Source organism: Sphingomonas dokdonensis, assembly GCF_002197685.1.
Lineage (GTDB): Bacteria > Pseudomonadota > Alphaproteobacteria > Sphingomonadales > Sphingomonadaceae > Sphingomonas > Sphingomonas dokdonensis.
Genome location: NZ_NBBI01000001.1, coordinates 908,079 through 925,182, shown reverse-complemented (window position 1 = coordinate 925,182; position 17,104 = coordinate 908,079). Strand labels below are relative to the sequence as shown.

Here is a 17,104-nt window from a genome sequence, read left to right as displayed (position 1 = left end):
ATTAGCACGGCGCCGAGAGGCAAGCGACGAAAAAACCGTCGCTATGGTCATGCGCCGGGGTCAGGCGCACGCCATCCCCATGCTTCGTTCCCATCGGCATCGCCGGCGCGCTCGCCTGCCAGCCCGGATGATCCGCGAGGAAGCGCGCCACCTGATCCTTGCCCTCCGCATCGAGCAGCGAGCAGACCACGTAAACGAGCGTACCGCCTGGCCGCACCAGCGGCGCGGCAACGCCCAGCACATGCGCCTGCGTCGCAACCAGCCGGTCCAATCGCGCCGGCGTCAGCCGCCAGCGTGCCTCCGGGTTGCGCCGCCAGGTGCCGGTGCCCGAACACGGCGCATCGACGAACACGACGTCCGCCGCGCCATTCAGGTCCGCCAGCGCCGCCGCCTCCCGATTGGGATCGAGCAGGCGCGTTTCAACGATATGCAGATTCGCCTTCTCGGCCCGCGGCGCCAGCCGCGACAGCCGCGCGCGATCCACGTCGCACGCGACGATCCGCCCCTGTCCTTCCATCGCGTCACCGAGTGCCAGCGTCTTGCCGCCCGCCCCCGCGCACAGGTCGACCACGGTCATCCCCGGCCGCACCGCCGCCGCCAGCGACACCGCCTGGCTGCCGGCATCCTGCACCTCAGCCGCGCCGGCAAGCGGCGCCACGTCGGTGCCCGCCGGCAGACGCCAGCCATGCACCAGCCCGGCGATCGGCACAGCCTCCGGCACCACCTCCTGCAGCGTCGAAGCGGCAACATCGCGGCGCAGGCGAACGTCCAGCGGCGCCCGATCGACCAGCGCCGGCCAAGTGGCCGCGTCCAACCCGGACTCGGCCAATTTGCGCTCCAGCCAGGCCGGCACCACGCCAGCCGCGGCCGGCTCTTCCCCGGCCGGCACCGGCGCCGGCCCATGCGCCGACCCGTCGAACCGCGCCGCCAGCTCGGCGTCGTCCTGCGCCAGCAACAGCATCGCTGCCCGCCCGCTCGCCGGCACTTCGCCGCACTGCCGGATGGCGGCATAAACCAGCTCACGCACCGCCCGGCGGTCCTTCGACCCGGCATAGCGGCGCGTCGAGAAATAGCGCGCGATCAGCGTGTCCGCCGCCGCCCCGCCCTCGCGTGCGGCGGCGATGATCGCGTCGAGCAGCTCGATCGCCGCCTGCGTGCGTGCGGCCGGTTTCATCGGGCGTCAGCGCGTCGGATAGTTCGGCGCTTCGCGCGTGATCGTCACGTCGTGCACGTGGCTTTCCTTCAGCCCCGCCCCCGTGATGCGGACGAAATCCGCCCGCTCGCGCAGGTCCGCCAACGTCGCCGATCCGGTGTAGCCCATCGCCGCCTTGATGCCGCCGACCAGTTGATGGATCACGTCGCGCGCCGGCCCCTTGAACGGCACCTGCCCCTCGATCCCTTCGGGCACCAGCTTCAGCTGATCCTTGATCTCGCCCTGGAAATAGCGGTCCGCCGAGCCGCGCCCCATCGCGCCGACGCTGCCCATCCCGCGATAGGATTTGTACGCCCGCCCCTGATAGATGAACGTCTCGCCCGGCGCCTCTTCCGTCCCCGCGAGCAGCGACCCCACCATGCAGGTCGATGCGCCAGCGGCCAGCGCCTTGGCGAGATCGCCCGAGGTGCGCAGGCCGCCATCGGCGATCACCGGCACGCCGCTGTCGGCCGCCGCCGCGGCGCAATCCATCACCGCCGTCAGCTGCGGCACGCCCACGCCCGCCACCACGCGCGTGGTGCAGATCGAGCCCGGCCCGATGCCGACCTTGATCCCATCGGCTCCCGCGTCGATCAGCGCGCGGGTCGCCGCGCCGGTGGCAACGTTGCCGGCAACCACCTGGACCGAGTTGGACAGCTTCTTCACCCGCTCCACCGCGCGCGCCACGTCGCGATTATGCCCGTGCGCGGTGTCGATTACGATCAGGTCGCATTCCGCATCGACCAGTGCCTCGGTTCGATCGAAGCCCTTGTCGCCCACCGTCGTTGCCGCCGCGACGCGTAGCCGGCCGGCCGCATCCTTGGTCGCATCGGGATAGGTCACCGCCTTTTCGATGTCCTTCACGGTGATCAGGCCGACGCAGCGGTAATCGTCGTCGACGACGATCAGCTTCTCGATCCGGCGCTGGTGCAGCGACCGTCGCGCTTCCTCCTGGCTCACCCCGACGCGCACGGTGGCCAGATTGTCGCGCGTCATCAGCTCGGACACCGGCTGCATCGGATTTTCGGCAAAGCGCACGTCGCGGTTGGTCAGGATGCCGACCAGCTTGCCGTTCGTCTCCACCACGGGAATGCCGCTGATCCGGTGCTGCGCCATTATCGCCTGCGCCTGCGCCAGCGTCGCGCTCGGCGTGATGGTGATCGGATTGACCACCATCCCGCTCTCGAAGCGCTTCACCTGGCGCACGGCGGCGACCTGTTCCTCGACGGTCAGGTTGCGGTGCAGCACGCCCATTCCGCCCAGCTGCGCCATCACGATCGCCATGTCGGCTTCCGTCACCGTGTCCATCGCCGACGACAGCACCGGGATGTTGAGCGAGATGTCACGCGTCACGCGCGTCCGCGTATCCGCTTCGCTCGGCAAGACCTCCGATGCCGCGGGTACCAGAAGAACGTCGTCGAAGGTGAGGCCGAGCCGAATATCCATGAAGTGCCGTTTCCGTGTCGCGCGGGAGTGGCGGCCCATGTAACCGCGGCGGCGACGATCCGCTAGGCCCTCATGCCTCGCCCTGCTAAGCTGGCGCGAACTTGGTGGGGATGAACGACAATGGCACTCGTCACGGCTGCGCTGCTTCTGGGCGTGGTGCTGCTCTATCTGTTGGCCAGCATCAAGATCGTCCGGCAGGGCCACCAATATACGATCGAGCATTTCGGCCGCTACACCCGCACCGCGACGCCCGGTTTCAACTTCTATCCCGCCTTCTTCTATCGCGTCGGTCGGCGCGTGAACATGATGGAGCAGGTGATCGACATTCCGGGGCAGGAGATCATCACCAAGGATAATGCGATGATCTCCACCGATGGCGTGGTCTTCTTCCAGGTGTTGGACGCTGCCAAGGCCGCCTACGAAGTGTCGGACCTGTATGTCGCGCTCCTGCAGCTCACCACCACGAACCTGCGCACCGTGATGGGCTCGATGGACCTCGACGAGACGCTGTCGAAACGCGACGAGATCAACGCGCGCCTCCTCAGCGTGGTCGATCACGCCACCACGCCGTGGGGCGTCAAGATCACGCGAGTCGAGATCAAGGACATCCGCCCGCCCGCCGATATCGTCAACGCCATGGGCCGACAGATGAAGGCTGAACGAGAAAAGCGCGCCAATATCCTCGACGCGGAGGGCGCGCGCGCGTCGGAAATCCTGCGCGCCGAGGGGCAGAAGCAGGCGCGTATCCTGGAGGCCGAGGGCCGCCGCGAATCCGCCTTCCGCGATGCCGAGGCACGCGAGCGCGCCGCCGAGGCGGAGGCAAAGGCGAGCCAGGTCGTCTCCGCCGCGATCGAGCATGGCGGGACGCAGAGCCTCAATTACTTCATCGCGCAGAAATATGTCGAAGCAGTCGGCAAGTTCGCCACCAGCCCCAATGCCAAGACGATCCTCTTCCCGGTCGAGGCGACGCAGCTGATCGGAACATTGGGCGGCATCGGAGAGCTCGCCAAGGCAACGTTCGGCGATGAAGCGCCGGGCGCTGCCCCCCGCGCCAAGCCCAGCGTGCCGACGGTCCCCCGTGAGCCGCGACAATGACCATCGGCGGGCTGGCGATGAGCGATGCGAGCCTGTGGCTGATCGCGGCCGTCCTGCTTGCCGGCGCGGAGCTGGTCGTACCAGGCGTTTTCCTGATCTTTCTCGGGATCGCCGCCGCCATCGTCGCCGCCGCCACTTTCGTGCTGCCCGAGCTGCCCGTCGCCGCGCAGCTAGGCGCCTTTGCCATGTGGAGCACGGTGGCGGTGCTGATCGGCCGGCGCTGGTATGTCGATTATCCGGTCGACACCGACGATCCGCTGCTCAACGATCGTGCGCGTCGGCTGGTTGGCGAAACCGTCACCGTGGCCGACCCGATCGTCGGCGGTCGCGGCCGCGTGCAGATCGGCGACGGCGCCTGGCCCGCTGCCGGACCTGATGCGCCAGCTGGTGCGCGGATGCGGATCACCGCCGTCGTCGGCGGCATCGTCAGCGTCGAGCCGCTGTAGTTCAAACCGATGCTGCGGCTTCTGGGTGATTGAGCGCGACCGGTACGGTCGCCAGCCTGCGCTTGGGCAAAGCCTCCGGCATCTCGTCGCGGATGAACGCCAGCAACGCCTCGCGGATCTCGCACCTGAGATCGAACGTCGTGGCGGCATCCTTGGCCGTCGCGAGCACGCGCACCTCGATCGCATCTGGCTTCGTGTCGGTCACCTGCAGCACGAACGCGCGCCCGTCCCACAGCGGGCTGGCGCGCACGATCTCCTCGTACTTGGCGCGTAGCCGCGGCACGTCGGTTGTGGGGTCGAGCCAGAAGAACGCGCTGCCCAGCAGCTTGCTGGTGTTGCGCGTCCAGTTCTGAAACGGCGTGTCGAGGAAGCGCGACACCGGTACCACCAGCCGCCGCTCGTCCCACAGTGCGATCACGACATAGGTGAGCCGGATCTCCTCCACCTTGCCCCATTCGCCATCGACGATCAGCACGTCGTCGATGCGGATCGGCTCGGTAAAGGCGAGCTGGACGCCAGCGATCAGGTTCTTCAACGCCGGCTGCGCCGCCGCACCCACCGCCAGACCCGCGAGGCCCGCCGACGCCATCAGCGTGATGCCCACGCTGCGAATGCTGGGGATCGAGAGCAGCATCAGCGCGATCGTCATCAGCGACACGCCGATGATCATGATCCGGCCAAGGATCGCCACGCGCGTCCGCCGGCTGCGCGCGCGCAGATTGTCGGCGACCGCGATATCGTAGCGCAGCTCGATCGCGCGTATGTACACCTGCACCACGGTGACGATCAGCCAGCCGATCAGCCCCGGCACGATGAAGCCGGCCGCAACCTTCCACAGATCGTCCGCCCAGCCGGGCAGGATAAGAAAGCGTCGCGCCACCGCCAGCGCTACTGCCACCGCCACCCACCGCAACGGGCGCTTGGACAGCGCCACCGCAGCGTCATCGACCGAGTCCGGCGTGCGCCCGGCCAGCCGCCGTGCGATCGCCATGAACAACGCGTGCACGACAAGCGCGACGATCACCGCGCCAAGCACGATCGCTGCATTCGCGACCGCGTCGGGCACGTCCCATTGGCTCCAGTCAAGGCTCATGCCGCCCCAATGACGACCGCCGCACTAGGTTCCGCCCCGGCGCTTCGTCGCTGCCGGCATTGAGCGCGCGCACCGTTTGTCCTAACGCGGGCGGCATGACGGCAACGATCGCGCTCGTTGATGACGATCGCAACATCCTCACCTCCGTGTCGATCGCGCTTCAGGCGGAAGGGTTTCTCACGCGGCTCTACGCCGATGGGGAAACCGCGCTGAAGGCGCTGGTCGACAATCCGCCCGATCTCGCGATCTTCGATATCAAGATGCCGCGGATGGACGGGCTCGAGCTGCTGCGGCGCCTGCGCGAACGCAGCCAGATGCCGGTCATCTTTCTCACCAGCAAGGATGACGAACTCGACGAGGCACTCGGCCTCGCCATGGGCGCGGACGATTATATCGCCAAGCCGTTCAGCCAGCGGCTGCTAATCGCGCGCATCCGCGCCATCCTGCGCCGGGCGGAACTGGCGCAGGCGCCCGATGCCGGCGCCTCGGAAAGCGCCCCGGTGATCGATCGCGGGCGGCTCTCGATGGACCCGGCGCGCCACCGCGTCACCTGGAACGGCGAGCCCGTCACGCTGACCGTCACCGAATTCCTGATCGTGGAAACGCTCGCGCAGCGCCCCGGCATCGTGAAGACGCGCAATCAGTTGATGGATGCCGCCTATCAGGACGACATCTACGTCGACGATCGCACGATCGATTCCCACATCAAGCGCGTGCGCCGCAAATTCCGTCAGGTGGACCCCACCTTTGACGCCATCGAGACCCTGTATGGCGCCGGATACCGATTCTCCGAGGAGTGACTCCAACGACCTTGCGCTGCGCTGGTCGGGTCGCGTCTCGCTCACCCGGCGCATCCTTGCGGTCAACATCTTCGCGCTGCTGCTGCTGGCTGGCGGGTTCTTCTATCTCGACAGCTATCGCGCGCGCATCCTCGACAGCCGCACGCAGCAGGCGATGCGCGAGGCGCGCTTGATCGCCGAGGGATTGAGCGTGGCAGGGCCGGACCAGCAGGAGCCGCTGATCCGCCAGCTCGCCCGCGACACCGGCGGGCGCCTGCGCATCTACGCCGCCGACGGTCCCCTCCTGCTCGACAGCCGCGCGCTGGGCGAGCGCAACTTCGTCCTGCGGGATCCGGACAAGGACGGCACCGGACAGTGGGTCGCACGCTTTCTTGATGCGGGCATCGACACGGTTGTCGGCGCGAAACGCCCGCCCCTTTACCGTGAAAAGGCGGATGGCCGGACATGGACCGACGTGCGCATCGCCCTCACCGGCTATCCCTCCGCCACCGTCTGGCGCGCGCCCGATCGCACGCCGGTAATCACCGCCGCTGCGCGTATTCCCGGCCGCCCCGCTGCCGTCATGACGACGGTGAACGCCCGCGACATCACGCAGACCGTGCGCGTCGAGCGGTTCCGCCTGAGCGTCGTCCTCCTGGTCGTCACATTGGTCTCGATCTTTCTTTCGCTCTTCCTCGCCCGCACGATCGTCCGACCGCTCCGCCGCCTTGCGCGCGCCGCAGTGCGCGTCCGCCTCGGCCGTGCGCGCGAGGTCGTGGTGCCGCGCCTTCCCGAACGCGCTGACGAGATCGGCATGCTGGCCCGCGCCTTGTCGGACATGAGCCTGGCGCTGCGCGACCGCATCGACGCTACCGAGGCCTTCGCCGCTGACGTCACGCATGAATTGAAGAATCCGCTCGCCTCGCTGCGTTCCGCTGTGGATGGTCTCGGCAGCGTGCGCGATCCCGCGTTGCAGGAGCGCCTGCTCGCCATCGTGCGCGACGACGTCCATCGGCTCGATCGCCTCATCAGCGACATCTCCGATGCCTCGCGGATCGACGCGCAGCTCAGTCGCGCCAATTTCGAGCCGGTCGACGCCGCCGCCATGCTCTGCGGTCTTCTCGCCCAGCGCGAGCATCGCGGCGTGGAGCGCGGCATACGACTGCGCTTCGACGAAGATATCGGCAGCGCCGCCGTTATCCTCGGCGAAGGAACGCGCCTCGAACGCGTATTCGAAAACCTGATCGACAACGCCGTCTCGTTCTCGCCCGATGACGGTCTCGTCTCGATCGCGGCGCAGGACATGGCCGACAGGCTGGAATTGCGCTTCGAGGACGAAGGTCCCGGCGTGCCCGAAGAGGAGCGCGACGCGATCTTCCGCCGCTTCCATTCCGTGCGCCCGAGCAGCGAAGGCTTTGGCCAGCATTCCGGCCTTGGCCTCGCCATCGCGCGCACCATCGTGGAGGCGCATGGCGGCACGATCCGCGTCGAATCGCGCGAGGATCGCCTGAGCGGCGCACGCTTCGTGGTGCAGCTCCCGCTGGCATCGGCGCGCTGACGTGGCGGCGACGCAGATCATCCACGCGTCCACGATCGCGATCGATGGTCGCGCGGTGATGCTGCTCGGTCCCTCCGGCGCGGGCAAGTCCGATCTGGCGCTGCGCCTCATCGATCGCGGCGCCGTCCTGGTGTCGGACGATTACACCCAGCTTGCGCCATCGGGCGCGCTGCTGATCGCCCGCGCACCATCGACGATCGCCGGCAAGATCGAGGTGCGCGGATTGGGCATCATCGCCCTCCCGCATGTCGCTGATGTCGCGGTTGCGCTTGCAGTCTATCTGCGGCCGGCGGTCGACCGCATGCCCGAGCGGCAGACCGAACGCTTCCTCGACATACCGATCCGAACGCTGACGCTCGATCCCTTTCCTCCATCCGCGCCGCTTGTGATCGAGCATGCGCTGAGGCATGATTTGCCATGAACTCGCCGCCTGAAATCCTGCTCGTCACCGGCATGTCGGGCGCGGGCAAATCCACCGTGCTGAAGACGCTGGAGGATCTCGGCTGGGAGGTGGTGGACAATCTGCCGCTCAGCCTCCTCGATCGCCTGCTGCATACCGAGGCAGCACCCGCGCAGGCCGGCACATCGCGCCCGCTGGCGATCGGCATCGGCTCCATGACCCGCGATTTCGACGCCGCCGCGATCGTGCGCCAGATCGATCGCCTGCATGCCGCCGGCCGCCGCAATGTCGATGCCTTGTTTCTAGACTGCGCGACGGAGGAGCTTGCCCGACGGTATGACGAGACACGGCGCCGTCATCCGCTGGCGCTTGATCGCCCTGCGCGCGAAGGCATTGCGCAGGAGCGTGAGTTGCTGGAGCCGCTGCGTCGCGGCGCATCGCGCCTCATCGATACCAGTCATTTCAGCAGCGCCGATCTCGCGCAGCACATCCGTCGGATCTTTGCGCAGCCCGGGCTCAGCGATCCGGCGATATCGGTCATGTCCTTCGGCTTTTCGCGCGGCCTGCCCCAAGACGCGGATCTGGTGTTCGACATGCGCTTCCTGCGCAATCCGCATTGGGTGCCCCAGCTCCGCCCCGGCACCGGCAAGGACGCCGATGTCGCCGCCTATGTTGCGGAGGATCCCGCCTATGAGCCCGCGGTCAGCCGCATCGAGGATCTGCTCCTGCTCCTCCTTCCGCGCTATCGGGCGGAGGGAAAATCATATATAAACATAGCGATCGGCTGTACCGGTGGGAGACACCGGTCGGTTCATGTCGCGGAGCGGATCGCAGCACGGTTGCGCGATGCGGCATTTTCGCCCACGGTCACCCATCGTGATCTTGCGGCAGTGCAGCAAGAACGGCTCGAGGGACGGCCTGACGGGCAATGAACGGAATAATGACGCAGATGATCGGGCTGGTGCTCGTGACGCATGGCCGCTTGGCCGATGAGTTTGTAACGGCGATGGAGCATGTCGTCGGCCCGCAAAAGCAGGTGCTCACCGTGGCGATCGGCCCGGATGACGACATGGAGGCGCGCCGCGCCGATATTCGCGCCGCCATTGCCGAGGTTGATAGCGGCCGCGGCGTCATCGTCCTTACCGATCTGTTCGGCGGCACACCGTCCAATCTCGCCATTTCGCTGATGGAACGCGGGCGGGTCGAGGTGATCGCCGGTATCAACCTGCCCATGCTGATCCGTCTGGAATCGGCCCGTCGCAAGATGGGCGTCGCCGCCGCGGTTGCCGCCGCGCGCGAGGCCGGCCGCAAATATATTTCCGTCGCCTCCGAGGTGCTTGGCGTCGGCGAGGCCGCTGCGTGAGCGCCAGCCGCGATGTGCTGATCACCAACCGCCGCGGTCTGCATGCCCGCGCTAGCGCGAAGTTCGTGACCCTCGCCACGCAGCAGCCGATCACCGTTCAGGTGGCGAAGGGCGGCTCCACCGTCACCGGCACGTCGATCATGGGGTTGATGATGCTGGGCGCGGCCAAGGGCGATACGATCACCATCAGCGCCGAGGGTGAAAACGCGGCCTCGGTGGTGGACGTCATGTGCGCGCTTGTCGAAGACAAGTTCGGCGAGGATTGAGGGCCGATCGCAGCCAATGCCTCGTCTCATTACGGCTTATTCAAACCCGCTGGTCAAACGCATCCAGGCGCTGCGCGACAAGCGGCACCGGCGCGAAGAAGGCATGTTCCTCGCCGAGGGGCTGCGCATTCTGACGGAGGCGCGCGAGACCGGTCGCTTGCCGCAGTTCCTGTTCTACGCCCAGGCCAGCGCCCAGCACCCGCTCGTTCTCGCCCTGACGCACGATGTCGAAGCGGCCGGCGGCGAAGTGATCGAAACCAGCGAGGCGATCCTTTCCAAGCTGTCGGGCAAGGACAATCCGCAGTCGGTGGTCGGCGCCTTTGCGGTCTTCGACACCGATCTCGCGACGCTCGACCGCACGCGCAGCCCGATTTGGCTGGTCGCCGAGCGGCTGCGCGATCCCGGCAACCTCGGCACCATCCTGCGCACCGGCGACGCGGTCGGTGCGGGCGGGCTGATCCTTGTCGGCGATTGCGTCGACCCGTTCTCCACCGAGTCGGTGCGCGCCAGCATGGGCGCATTGTTCACCATGCCGATCGTGCGGACCAACTGGGAGGCATTCCTGCCGTGGCTGCGCTCGGGCCCTGGCCAGCTCGTCGGCCTCAGCCTTCGCACCGAGAACCATTATCGCACCGCGCCCTATGCCGCGCCGACGTTCCTCCTCACCGGCAACGAGGCGCAGGGACTGCCTGCCGAGATGGAGGCCGAATGCGATCTGCTGGTAAAGATGCCGATGCTGGGCAAGGCGGATAGCCTCAACGCCGCCGTCGCCACCGCGGTGATGGCCTATGAAGTGCTGGCCCATCACACCCCGCCTGCAAAGGATTGAGATGACCGACCCCGCCCACCTGCCCTATCGCCCTTGCGTCGGCGTCATGCTCCTGAACCGGCAGGGGCAGGTATTCGTCGGCCAGCGGCTCGATTCGACGCTGGAGGCGTGGCAGATGCCGCAGGGCGGGATCGATCCCGGCGAGGCGCCGCTCGATACGGCGGTGCGCGAGCTTGGCGAGGAAACCGGCATCTCCCCCGACAAGGTAGAGCTGGTTGCCGAAGCGCCAGGCGAGTTCACTTATGACCTGCCGCCCGAACTGATCGGCAAGGTCTGGGGCGGCAAATACCGCGGTCAGACTCAGCGCTGGTTCCTGTTCCGCTTTCTGGGGCAGGACGAGGACGTCCGGATCGAAACCGCGCATCCCGAATTTCGCGCGTGGCGCTGGGCCGACCCGCAGGATCTCACGACGCTGATCGTGACGTTCAAGCGCGCGCTGTACGAAGAGGTGCTCGCCGCCTTCTCCGCTCATCTCGGCTGAGCCACGATCCATCCGCGGCTCCTTCACCTGCCGCGCTGCCTTCGGTAGCGCTCGGCGGTGATCCTTGCACTCCTCCTCGCCGCCTCCAGCCCGACTATCGATGGCGCGATGCCGGATGACGAAGAGCAGATCGTCATCCCGCCGCCGATCCGCGCGATGCTCGACGCCGCGATCGCCTCGGGCAACGAGAGCGAGGTTGCGACGATCGTCAAATATGCCCGCGCCGCCGATCCGGCGAGCGGCGATTCGGTCCTGCGGATCGCCAACGCTTGGCGCGCGGTTCGCGCGAAGGATCGCGAGGCGCGGATCGTGCGCGCCGGCTGGACCGATCTGTGGACCGGCCGCGTCGAGGTCGGCGGGTTCGTCAACACCGGCAACACGCAAACCGCCGGCGTCACCGGCATTCTCGATCTGACGCGCGAAGGGCTGGAGTGGCGGCACAAGCTGCGCGGCCAGGTCGATTTCCAGCGCAGCCTCGGCATCACCACGCGCGAACATTATCTCGCGGCGTACGAGCCCAACTGGAAGATCGACTCGCGCAAATACGTCTACGGCGCGCTGCAATATGAAAGCGACCGCTTCTTCGGCTATTCGGATCGCTATTCGGCCTCGGCCGGTGCCGGCTACAGCGCGGTGCAAACGCCCGCGGTAACGCTGAACCTCGAGCTTGGTCCCGCCTTCCGTCACACCCAGTTCACCGATGCGACGATCGAGAGCAGCATTGCGGCGCGCGGCAGCGTCGATCTCGATCTGAAGCTGTTTTCCGGCCTGTCGCTCAGTCAGGATGCCTCGGCCTATCTCCAGCGGTACAATTCCACCGTCAGCAGCACGACTGCGCTCGCCGCCAAGCTGGTCGGCCCGCTGAAGGCGCAGTTCAGCTACACCGTGCAATACGAAAGCGAGCCGCCGATCGGCCGCGTCTCCACCGACACGACCAGCCGCGCCTCGCTCGTCTACACCTTCTGATCGCCAGGCATTCGCCGGCGACGGCGCACGCGTCTTAGCGCAGCGCCCGCCAGGCATTCGCCGGCGACGGCGCACGCGTCTTAGCGCAGCGCCCCGGCCAGCAGCTTGTGCAGCTTGGAATGCAGGCCGTCGGCTGCCGCCAGATATTCGCTGCGATCGAACGACCGGTCGCCGCCGCGGAAATCCGTCACGAAGCCGCCGGCTTCCTTGACCAGCAGCAGCCCCGCCGCCGCGTCCCACAGGTTCAGCTTGGATTCCCAATAGCCATCGAACCGGCCGGCCGCGACCCAGGCAAGGTCGAGCGCCGCTGATCCAAGCCGCCGGATGCCCGCCACCTGGGGTGCGATCGCGCCAAAGATGCGCGTCCACTCGGCAAAATCCCCATGACCCATGAAGGGAATACCGGTCGCGATCACCGATTCGGTCAGCTCGCGGCGTGACGACACGCGCAGCCGCTGATCCTGCAGCCACGCACCGCGGCCCTTTTCCGCCCAGAAGCTCTCGTCGGTCAGCGGCTGATACACCAGCGCCGTGGTGATCTCGCGCTTGCCGTTGGGCATCGGCTCCTCGACCGCGATCGAGATCGCGAAGTGCGGAATACCGTGCAGGAAGTTGGTCGTGCCATCGAGCGGATCGATGATGAACCGCGGCTTGGACGGATCGCCGGCCACCTCGCCGCGCTCCTCCATCAGGAAACCCCAGTCCGGCCGCGCCTTGGACAGTTCCTCGAACAGCGTCTGCTCGGCGCGCTGGTCCGCCATCGACACGAAGTCGGCCGGCCCCTTGCGGCTCACCTGCAGCTGCTGGACCTCGTTGAAGTCACGGCGCAGGCGCGGCGCCGCCTTGCGGGCGGCGCGTTCGATGATCGTGAAGAGACCGGAATGGGATGGCATTGCAAAAACCTTTTCCCTCTCACCGGTGCGAGCAAGAGGGCCGAAGAGAGGGAAAGTTCACTCAACCGCGGCGCCGGGTCCTCTCTCGACCCCGCTGCGCCCGGTCGCCGCTCCCGCGTTGGAGAGCGGCATGGAGGATCAGTCGGCGCGGCGCACGTAGGTCTGCTCGTACACGTCCACCACGATCCGGGTGCCGCTGGCGATATGCGGCGGCACCATCACGCGCACGCCATTGTCGAGCACGGCGGGCTTGTAGCTGGACGAGGCGGTCTGCCCCTTCACCACCGCGTCGGCCTCGACGATCGTCGCTTCGATCGTGTCGGGCAGCTGCACGCTGATGGCTTCTTCCTCATAAAGCTCCATCACCACGTCCATGCCGTCCTGTAGGAACGCGGCGGCATCGCCCAGCAGGTCGCGCGGCAGCGTCACCTGGTCGTAGGTTTCCTTGTCCATGAAGACGAGGCTCTCGCCCTCGGCGAACAGGAACTGGAAATCCTTGGTGTCGAGCCGCACGCGCTCCACCGTCTCGGCCGAGCGGAAGCGCACGTTGTTCTTGCGCCCGTCGCGCAGGTTCTTCAGCTCCACCTGCATGTACGCGCCGCCCTTGCCGGGCTGGGTGTGCTGGATCTTCACGGCGCGCCAGATGCCGCCTTCATATTCGATGATATTGCCCGGACGGATATCGACGCCGCTGATCTTCATGACTGTATAGGCCCATTCGCCGTTCGGGCTGAGCGTGTCGAAGGCCGGCTCCCCCATGCGGAGAGCTGCGCCGAGCATCGGAACCTGAGCATACAGGCATGCAGGGCGGGCTTCGACCAGCTCAGGGGCAAACGGCAGTGTTGAACTGGAAGGGGGTCGCCCTAACGAACCTTGCGCTTTCCGGCAAGCAGTGGGTACGGGTTGATCGGCACGCCCTCGTGCCATCGCGCATCGGGCGTCATCCGGCTGACCCCGAAATGCAGGTGCGTGTTGCCCGCGCCGGCGTTGCCCGTGTCGCCGACAAAGCCCAGCAACGTGCCGCGCTCCACCTTCTGCCCCTCGTGAATGCCGGGCGCATAGCCGGCGAGATGCGCATAATAATGGCTCCACCGTCGGTCAGGCGAGCGCACGTACAGCGTGATGCCGCCGGCCTCGCTGTGGAACAGCTTCTCGATCGTGCCGCGCCCCGCGGCGACCACCGGCGTATTGCCCGGCGCCATGATGTCGATCGCCTCATGGCTGCGCGCACCGCCCGCCCGCGATTGTCCCCAGGTATCGACCAGCTGACCGGCCGGGACCCCGGCAACCGGGATCATCAGCACGCGGCTCGACGGCGGCGGCTGAACCGGTCCAATATCGGTCACCTCCTCCCTGGCGACACGCCGCGGCGCGCTGGGCCCGAAGGAGAGCATGGACGCAAAGCCGATCACCGCCAGCACGATCAGCGCCAGGATCGTCCCGCCCAGCCGCGTCATCCGGCGGCCCTGCGTCTGCCCGCCGCCACCGCCCTCAGCCGAGCACGGCCGCAAAGGCGCGAACCGCCGCCGCTTCGTCGCCCTGCCAGACCGCACCGGAAACCGCGATGAAGTCCGCCCCTGCCGCCACTAGCGGCGCCGCATTGGCCGGCGTGATGCCGCCGATCGCCACGCAGGGCAGCTCGAACAGCGACGACCACCATGACAGGATTACCGGCTCGGGCCGGTGCTTCACCGTCTTCGTCGTGGTCGGATAGAAACTGCCGAACGCGACATAGTCCGCGCCCGCCTCGCCGGCCTCCATCGCGAAATGGCGGCTGTCATGACACGTCACGCCGACCTGCGCCTCCGGCCCCAGCGCCGCCCGCGCCTCGCGCGGGTCGCCATCGTCCTGCCCCAGGTGAACGCCGTCCGCCCCCAGCCGCTTGGCGAGCGAGATGCTGTCGTTGACGATGAACGCCACGTCGCGGTCGGCGCAGATCCGCTGCAACGGCTCGGCCAATCGCGCCGCCTCATGCTGGCTCACGTCCTTCACGCGGAACTGGAACGCCGCCACCGATCCGGCATCCAGCGCGCGCGCCAGCCGGTCGGGAAAGCCGCCTGCGACTTCAAGTGGCGATACGAGGTAAAGCTGGCAGGGCGGCCGCTTGTCGTCGCGTTTGAACGAGGCGGCGAAATCGGGATCGAGCGGGCCGAGCGGATCATCAATCATGCCATGGTGCCTAGCGAGGCTGCGCATCGGACGAAAGGCGCCGCGATGCATTTTACGGCAACCTCTCCGCCGGCGGGGCGTTCGAGCTTTGAATATGGAACCGGAGTAAGTGGTTCATGAACAAGCGACATCTCGTCCCCGCCTTTGTTCTCGGCGCCTTGTTGACGGCATGTGCGTCGCAGCCGAGCGGCATGTCCCCGCTCGCGCAGGCACCGACTGCGATCCCATCCCAGGCCGCACCGGCGACGCCGGTCGCGACGAACTCGGCTCTGTTGGCCGCCCAAGCCGCGACCGCGATCAATCCCCACCTCGCCGGTGCCCGCATGCTCGGCAATCGGACGATCGCCGCAAACGTCGCTGCGGCACCCAATTTGCGCGCCTTGTCCCGCGCGCTCGGCGCGAGCGACGCCGGCCGCTCACTCGCGGCCGCCGGCCCGGTCACCGTCTTCGCGCCCAATGACGAAGCGTTCGGCCGCATGTCGCCCGGCGCCGTCGATCAGCTGCTGCAGCCCGCCAATCGCGACACCCTGAACCGCCTGGTCAATTACCATGTCGTGCGCGGCAGCATCACGCTGGCGGATCTGCGCGCGCGCATCGATCGCAGCGGCGGCGTCGCGCATCTGTCCACCATCGACGGTGCGCCGCTGCTCGCGCGAAAGGATGGTGCCGCGGTCGCGCTCACCGATACGCACGGCAATACAAGCTATATCGAAACGCCCGACGTGCAGCAGGCGAACGGCGTGTTCCACGTCATCAACGGCGTGATGATCCCGCGCCTGGCGTAACGTTCAGCTCAGGAACCGGCTCGGCGGTCAGTGCTGCCACTTTGCGGCCGAGGCGTCGTCGCTGTCGCGCCGCTCGACCCAGCGGTGCTGGCCGCCGACCTGCTCGCGCTTCCAGAACGGCGCATCGGTCTTCAGCCGGTCGATCAGGAAGGCGCAGGCATCCAGCGCCGCCTGCCGATGCGCGGCGCCGGCAGCGACGAACACGATGCGGTCGCCCGGCACCATCGCGCCGACGCGATGCACGATCGTCGCGCGCGACAGCGACCAGCGCCCTGTCGCCTCCTCCGCCAGCGCTTGAAGCGCGCGCTCCGTCGCGCCCGGATAATGCTCCAGCATCAGCTCGCTGACGCCATCATCGGCACGCACCGTGCCGGTAAAGGTGGCCAGCGCGCCATCGTCACCCGCCAGCCGCATCTCTTCACCAAGATCGATTGGCGCGTCGCTCACGAGGATGCGGATCATCCGCCCGTCACCGGCGGGAAGATCGCGATCTCGCGCGCACCGGCGATCGGCGCGCTCAGCGGCACGAACGCTTCGTCCACCGCGGCGCGCAGCCGCTCTCGGCTGGCCAGTGCCTCGGCATGGCGATCGGATCGCGCGGACAGCCAATCGATCAGCGCGCCGACCGTTTCGACGGTCGCGGGCAGGTTCACGTCCTCTTCCGCAACGCCGATCTGCTCGCGCACCCACGCGAAATAAAGAATGCGCACCGCCATCAGTCCATGTGCCTCAGGCCGACGCGCAGATAATCCCACCCGGTGATCACCGTCAGCACCGCCGCACCCCATAAAGAGACCAGCCCGGTCACCTTCACGAAGGCATAGGCCGGCAGCGCGCCCGCCAGGATCAGCGCGCCGAGCGAGACGAGCTGCAACGTCGTCTTCCACTTGGCCAGCTTCGACACCGGCAGCGATACCTGCAATCCGGCGAGAAACTCGCGCAGCCCCGATACGGCGATCTCGCGCAACAGGATGATCAGCGCCGCGATGATGTGCACGCCGGTAATCACCGCGCTGTCGTTGTGTCGCGTGCCGACCAGCATCAGGATCACGGCCGCCACCATGATCTTGTCGGCGATCGGATCGAGAAACACGCCCAGCCGCGACACCGCGCCCTGCGCCCGCGCCAGATAGCCGTCGAAATAATCGGTGATGCCCATCAGGCAGTACAGCACGAAGGCGATCGCGAAGCCCACCTGCCACGTCGGCCACCAGAGCAGCGCGACAAGCGCGGGAACCGCGACGATTCGCGACAGGGTCAGCAGGTTGGGCAAGGTCAGCACAGATGGTGACTTAGCCTGCTAGGGCGGTGACGCAAGCCTGCCGGGCTTGGCATCGGCGCCG

General features: G+C 67.4%; 22 protein-coding genes. 12 read left to right on the top strand and 10 right to left on the bottom strand.

All coding sequences use genetic code 11. The features are described from left to right. Window position 1: 1 nt before the first annotated feature. Both SPDO_RS04370 and guaB read right to left on the bottom strand, forming a co-directional pair. A complete protein-coding gene (locus SPDO_RS04370) occupies window positions 2-1,174 on the bottom strand; it encodes an RsmB/NOP family class I SAM-dependent RNA methyltransferase (RefSeq protein ID WP_088366158.1) in 1,173 nt (390 codons plus the stop codon). 6 nt (window positions 1,175-1,180) lie between these two features. Further along, window positions 1,181-2,638, bottom strand: coding sequence for an IMP dehydrogenase (gene guaB, locus SPDO_RS04365; protein ID WP_088366384.1), 1,458 nt, complete (start codon window positions 2,636-2,638; stop codon window positions 1,181-1,183). Window positions 2,639-2,758: 120 nt separating this feature from the next. Here guaB and SPDO_RS04360 point away from each other — a divergent pair, with 120 nt between their 5' ends. Both SPDO_RS04360 and SPDO_RS04355 read left to right on the top strand, forming a co-directional pair. Continuing rightward, the gene (locus tag SPDO_RS04360) at window positions 2,759-3,733 is read left to right on the top strand and encodes an SPFH domain-containing protein (RefSeq protein ID WP_088366157.1); all 975 of its coding nucleotides are present in this window, start codon (window positions 2,759-2,761) and stop codon (window positions 3,731-3,733) included. After that, window positions 3,730-4,179: an NfeD family protein gene (locus tag SPDO_RS04355; protein WP_088366156.1), complete on the top strand. Its 450-nt coding sequence runs from the start codon at window positions 3,730-3,732 to the stop codon at window positions 4,177-4,179. The genes SPDO_RS04360 and SPDO_RS04355 overlap by 4 nt, the downstream gene beginning before the upstream one ends. Window position 4,180: 1 nt before the next feature. Here the strand turns inward: SPDO_RS04355 and SPDO_RS04350 are convergent, their stop codons facing one another. Beyond that, window positions 4,181-5,272, bottom strand: a complete 1,092-nt coding sequence (locus tag SPDO_RS04350; protein WP_088366155.1) for a mechanosensitive ion channel family protein — start codon at window positions 5,270-5,272, stop codon at window positions 4,181-4,183. Between the two features lie 95 nt (window positions 5,273-5,367). Here SPDO_RS04350 and SPDO_RS04345 point away from each other — a divergent pair, with 95 nt between their 5' ends. The 9 genes from SPDO_RS04345 to SPDO_RS04305 are packed head-to-tail and all read left to right on the top strand — an operon-like array spanning window position 5,368 to window position 11,914. After that, window positions 5,368-6,072, top strand: coding sequence for a response regulator transcription factor (locus tag SPDO_RS04345; RefSeq protein WP_088366154.1), 705 nt, complete (start codon window positions 5,368-5,370; stop codon window positions 6,070-6,072). Continuing rightward, the gene (locus SPDO_RS04340; RefSeq protein ID WP_088366153.1) at window positions 6,041-7,609 is read left to right on the top strand and encodes a sensor histidine kinase; all 1,569 of its coding nucleotides are present in this window, start codon (window positions 6,041-6,043) and stop codon (window positions 7,607-7,609) included. Before SPDO_RS04345 ends, SPDO_RS04340 begins: the two co-directional genes overlap by 32 nt. Before the next feature lies 1 nt (window position 7,610). Next, window positions 7,611-8,030 (top strand): HPr kinase/phosphorylase, encoded by a 420-nt coding sequence (locus tag SPDO_RS04335; RefSeq protein WP_281252552.1) that lies wholly within the window; start codon window positions 7,611-7,613, stop codon window positions 8,028-8,030. Continuing rightward, entirely contained in the window at window positions 8,027-8,941 is a 915-nt protein-coding gene (rapZ, locus tag SPDO_RS04330; protein WP_088366152.1) for an RNase adapter RapZ, read from the top strand. The genes SPDO_RS04335 and rapZ overlap by 4 nt, the downstream gene beginning before the upstream one ends. Before the next feature lie 17 nt (window positions 8,942-8,958). Continuing rightward, window positions 8,959-9,372: a PTS sugar transporter subunit IIA gene (locus SPDO_RS04325; protein WP_088366382.1), complete on the top strand. Its 414-nt coding sequence runs from the start codon at window positions 8,959-8,961 to the stop codon at window positions 9,370-9,372. Next, entirely contained in the window at window positions 9,369-9,638 is a 270-nt protein-coding gene (locus tag SPDO_RS04320) for an HPr family phosphocarrier protein (RefSeq protein WP_088366151.1), read from the top strand. Before SPDO_RS04325 ends, SPDO_RS04320 begins: the two co-directional genes overlap by 4 nt. Window positions 9,639-9,654: 16 nt before the next feature. Then, complete coding sequence (locus SPDO_RS04315; RefSeq protein ID WP_088366150.1) at window positions 9,655-10,467, top strand: TrmH family RNA methyltransferase; 813 nt, start codon at window positions 9,655-9,657, stop codon at window positions 10,465-10,467. A gap of 1 nt (window position 10,468) precedes the next feature. Next, a complete protein-coding gene (locus SPDO_RS04310) occupies window positions 10,469-10,948 on the top strand; it encodes an RNA pyrophosphohydrolase (RefSeq protein ID WP_088366149.1) in 480 nt (159 codons plus the stop codon). A gap of 57 nt (window positions 10,949-11,005) precedes the next feature. Then, window positions 11,006-11,914: a DUF481 domain-containing protein gene (locus tag SPDO_RS04305; RefSeq protein ID WP_245829096.1), complete on the top strand. Its 909-nt coding sequence runs from the start codon at window positions 11,006-11,008 to the stop codon at window positions 11,912-11,914. 80 nt (window positions 11,915-11,994) lie between these two features. Here the strand turns inward: SPDO_RS04305 and SPDO_RS04300 are convergent, their stop codons facing one another. The 4 genes from SPDO_RS04300 to thiE form a co-directional block, all read right to left on the bottom strand. Beyond that, window positions 11,995-12,807, bottom strand: coding sequence for an inositol monophosphatase family protein (locus SPDO_RS04300; RefSeq protein ID WP_088366148.1), 813 nt, complete (start codon window positions 12,805-12,807; stop codon window positions 11,995-11,997). Window positions 12,808-12,945: 138 nt separating this feature from the next. Further along, a complete protein-coding gene (efp, locus tag SPDO_RS04295) occupies window positions 12,946-13,509 on the bottom strand; it encodes an elongation factor P (RefSeq protein ID WP_088366380.1) in 564 nt (187 codons plus the stop codon). Between the two features lie 161 nt (window positions 13,510-13,670). Then, window positions 13,671-14,264, bottom strand: coding sequence for a M23 family metallopeptidase (locus SPDO_RS04290; RefSeq protein ID WP_088366379.1), 594 nt, complete (start codon window positions 14,262-14,264; stop codon window positions 13,671-13,673). 34 nt (window positions 14,265-14,298) lie between these two features. Continuing rightward, window positions 14,299-14,976, bottom strand: coding sequence for a thiamine phosphate synthase (gene thiE, locus SPDO_RS04285; protein WP_088366147.1), 678 nt, complete (start codon window positions 14,974-14,976; stop codon window positions 14,299-14,301). 116 nt (window positions 14,977-15,092) lie between these two features. On the opposite strand from thiE, the gene SPDO_RS04280 reads away from it, so the two are divergent. Then, a complete protein-coding gene (locus SPDO_RS04280) occupies window positions 15,093-15,761 on the top strand; it encodes a fasciclin domain-containing protein (RefSeq protein ID WP_088366146.1) in 669 nt (222 codons plus the stop codon). A 27-nt stretch (window positions 15,762-15,788) separates the two neighbouring features. On the opposite strand, the gene SPDO_RS04275 is transcribed toward SPDO_RS04280, so the two are convergent. Genes SPDO_RS04275 through pgsA form a run of 3 tightly spaced genes read right to left on the bottom strand, consistent with a single transcriptional unit; the run spans window position 15,789 to window position 17,043 of the window. Continuing rightward, window positions 15,789-16,223, bottom strand: a complete 435-nt coding sequence (locus SPDO_RS04275; protein WP_088366145.1) for a molybdenum cofactor biosynthesis protein MoaE — start codon at window positions 16,221-16,223, stop codon at window positions 15,789-15,791. Beyond that, a complete protein-coding gene (gene moaD / locus SPDO_RS04270; protein ID WP_088366144.1) occupies window positions 16,220-16,477 on the bottom strand; it encodes a molybdopterin converting factor subunit 1 in 258 nt (85 codons plus the stop codon). Before moaD ends, SPDO_RS04275 begins: the two co-directional genes overlap by 4 nt. Continuing rightward, a complete protein-coding gene (gene pgsA / locus SPDO_RS04265; RefSeq protein ID WP_088366143.1) occupies window positions 16,477-17,043 on the bottom strand; it encodes a CDP-diacylglycerol--glycerol-3-phosphate 3-phosphatidyltransferase in 567 nt (188 codons plus the stop codon). Before pgsA ends, moaD begins: the two co-directional genes overlap by 1 nt. Between the last annotated feature and the right edge of the window lie 61 nt (window positions 17,044-17,104).